This is a genomic window from Protofrankia sp. CiP1_Cm_nod3, from assembly GCF_982290655.1.
On record NZ_CEVIVD010000090.1, the window covers coordinates 7676 to 10036 of the forward strand.

4 protein-coding genes are annotated in these 2361 nt (G+C 67.2%); 1 reads left to right on the forward strand and 3 read right to left on the reverse strand.

Annotated elements, in window-relative coordinates:
* Nucleotides 1-644: Uma2 family endonuclease (locus AC5LUJ_RS16475; protein WP_493465246.1), on the forward strand; the 644-nt coding region annotated here is incomplete at its 5' end.
* 105 nt (nt 645-749) lie between these two features.
* Here AC5LUJ_RS16475 and AC5LUJ_RS16480 read toward each other — a convergent pair.
* The 3 genes from AC5LUJ_RS16480 to AC5LUJ_RS16490 form a co-directional block, all read right to left on the reverse strand.
* Nucleotides 750-1265 (reverse strand): hypothetical protein, encoded by a 516-nt coding sequence (locus tag AC5LUJ_RS16480; protein WP_493465247.1) that lies wholly within the window; start codon nt 1263-1265, stop codon nt 750-752.
* 175 nt (nt 1266-1440) lie between these two features.
* Complete coding sequence (locus tag AC5LUJ_RS16485) at nt 1441-1845, reverse strand: type II toxin-antitoxin system VapC family toxin (protein ID WP_250285471.1); 405 nt, start codon at nt 1843-1845, stop codon at nt 1441-1443.
* Nucleotides 1842-2075, reverse strand: coding sequence for an AbrB/MazE/SpoVT family DNA-binding domain-containing protein (locus AC5LUJ_RS16490; protein WP_250291793.1), 234 nt, complete (start codon nt 2073-2075; stop codon nt 1842-1844). Before AC5LUJ_RS16490 ends, AC5LUJ_RS16485 begins: the two co-directional genes overlap by 4 nt.
* Between the last annotated feature and the right edge of the window lie 286 nt (nt 2076-2361).

Here is a 2361-nt window from a genome sequence, read left to right on the forward strand (position 1 = left end):
CGCCGCGGGCTTCCGACTGGTCGTGGCTGCGCGCCGCGGCACAGGCGCCCGAGATGACCCTCGAACTCTACGAGGAGCTCCCTGAAGACCTTGCCGGACGGATCGAGGTCTCGGACGGGACGATCGTCGTCTGCCACTCGCCCAGCGACAGACGCCTGGCAGTCCAGCATGCCCTGCTCAACGCACTCGCCGAGGCCGCCCGCAAACACGACCAGCGCACGGGAACCTGTCACCGGGTCCGCGCTGACATCGACGTCCTGCTCACCGAGGTGCCGTTCCACTTCCGCCGCCCGGACCTGACGCTCTTCCGATGCCTCGACGACTCACGCCGGGGACGGTGGCAAGGCAAGCCAACCGCCGCCGACGCGCTGATCGTCATCGAGATCGTGTCACCCGGCTCCGTCTCCGACGATCTGCTCGTCAAGCGGGTCCGCTACGCCCGGGCGGGCATCGGCTTCTACTGGATCATCCGGCTCGCCCGGAACGACGGCCCTGCCGTGTCCGTCGAGATGCTCCGCCTGACATCGGACGGCACCTACGCGATGGAGCAGGTCACCTTCCGGAAAAAGGACATCCTGGCCATCGACGCCCTCGACCCCGTCGAGGTCACCGTCGCATGGGACCAACTGGACGAGTGGCTCTAGCCAGCGGCGGAACTTCGCCCGTGCCCGTGCCCGCCCAGCTCGGCAGGACCCTCGACACCTGCCGCCGGCAGATGGCTACCGCGCTGGTCGCCGCGTGGCCATGACCTACCGCGAGACCAGTTGGCGGACAGGGTACTCGCCCGGTTCCGGGTCCGATTCACCATCGACCGGCTCGGGAACGTCGACGAAGTCGTCGCCGCCGGGCCTACCGTTGTGTATCGCGCGACGGAGCGGGTCACGCATCGCAGCGGCGGTAGTCTGCCAGGCACGCAGGGTTTCACGCAGTGGTTCCGGATCGGCCTGTGCCACGGTGAGCGCCAGCGAATCGCGTAGTTCCTCCAGCGCCTTGAGTCGATCATCGACGTCGAACTCCGCCAGCCAGGCCAACGAACCCAGGGCCGCAGGAGTGATCTTGATGCCGGATGCCAGCGCCGCCTCTGCCGCGAACAACTGAACGGCCACAGCGGACGCCTCGGTCAGGGCCGCGACACGACGTGCCGTGAGCATCACGAGCACGGCACCATCGGTGTCACGCGGTGACGCCTCGCCGTGCTTCGCGGCATCCAGGAACTCACGACGGCGAGCACCAGCCAGATCGCTCACCTGAAACATCAGGGTCATGCCATGATTCGCATATGATCGTGGCAGCATCCGTAATCCGATGGACAGGCCGGTGGGTCGGGCCGCTCAGGATCTGGCTGACTGTCACCCGGCGCGGCCCTCGAGCCACCTCCAGGCATGATCGCGAGCCGCCCTCTCGAGGATCGAACTCGTGCATCAGAGCGGTCATCAACGCTCAGGGTGCGATGAGGTCGACTTTCGGGAAGTAGGTCCGGTACCGGGCGGCGTCGCGGGTCAACAGCCGGTAGCCGGCAACCGCGGCGTGTGCGCCGATCAGGAAATCCGGGAGGGGCGACGTCCTCGTCCCGCTCCGACGGCGGTAACGCGTGTATGCCTTGCCGGCGAGGAAGGCCGCCGGATACGGAAGAACATCGCGTCGGAACACCTCTGGCCGGAGCGTGTCATCGAGCTCCTCGATCCGCGGATAGCGGACGGAGACCTCCGCGTAGATCACGGGATTGATGACGAGCTGTGCTTCGTCCGCGGCCGCCGCGACCGCGGACGCTGACCAGTCGCCCCACCGGGGGTCGTCACTAAGCAGGTCGAGCAGCACGTTGCTGTCGACCAGGACGGGCGTCACTCGCCGCGGGTCAGTGCCATGATCTCATCGGTGGACATGCCCGGCGGGGCCGTGCCGCGAAGCTGACGCACGATGCGCCGGCCACGCCCGCCACCCGGCCCCGGCTCCACCCGCACGATGTGGACGCCATCGTCATCGAGAACGATCTCGATCTCACTGCCTGGGAGGAGACCGGCCTTCTCCCGGATCTCCACGGGAATCGTCACCTGCCCCTTGGACGTGATCCGCATCGATGCCTCCTACTTCTCAAAGTAAGAGTATTACCCCGCCGTCAGCCAGGCGACAGAACCCGCGGCCGGTGACAGCGTGCACACAGCCATGCAGACGGACGGCCAACCAGCGCCCCCAGGGATCCACACCCCCTTCAGCGGAATGAGTGTGTAAGTGGCTGGCGCAGCAGCCACTTACACACTCATTATCATGATCCTCTTCTTCGCTTCGGGATGGGCGAAGGGGAGCGACGTCGGCCCGGAGCGGAGCGGCCGGGTGGTGCTCGGTCCGAGCGGCACCCGGCGC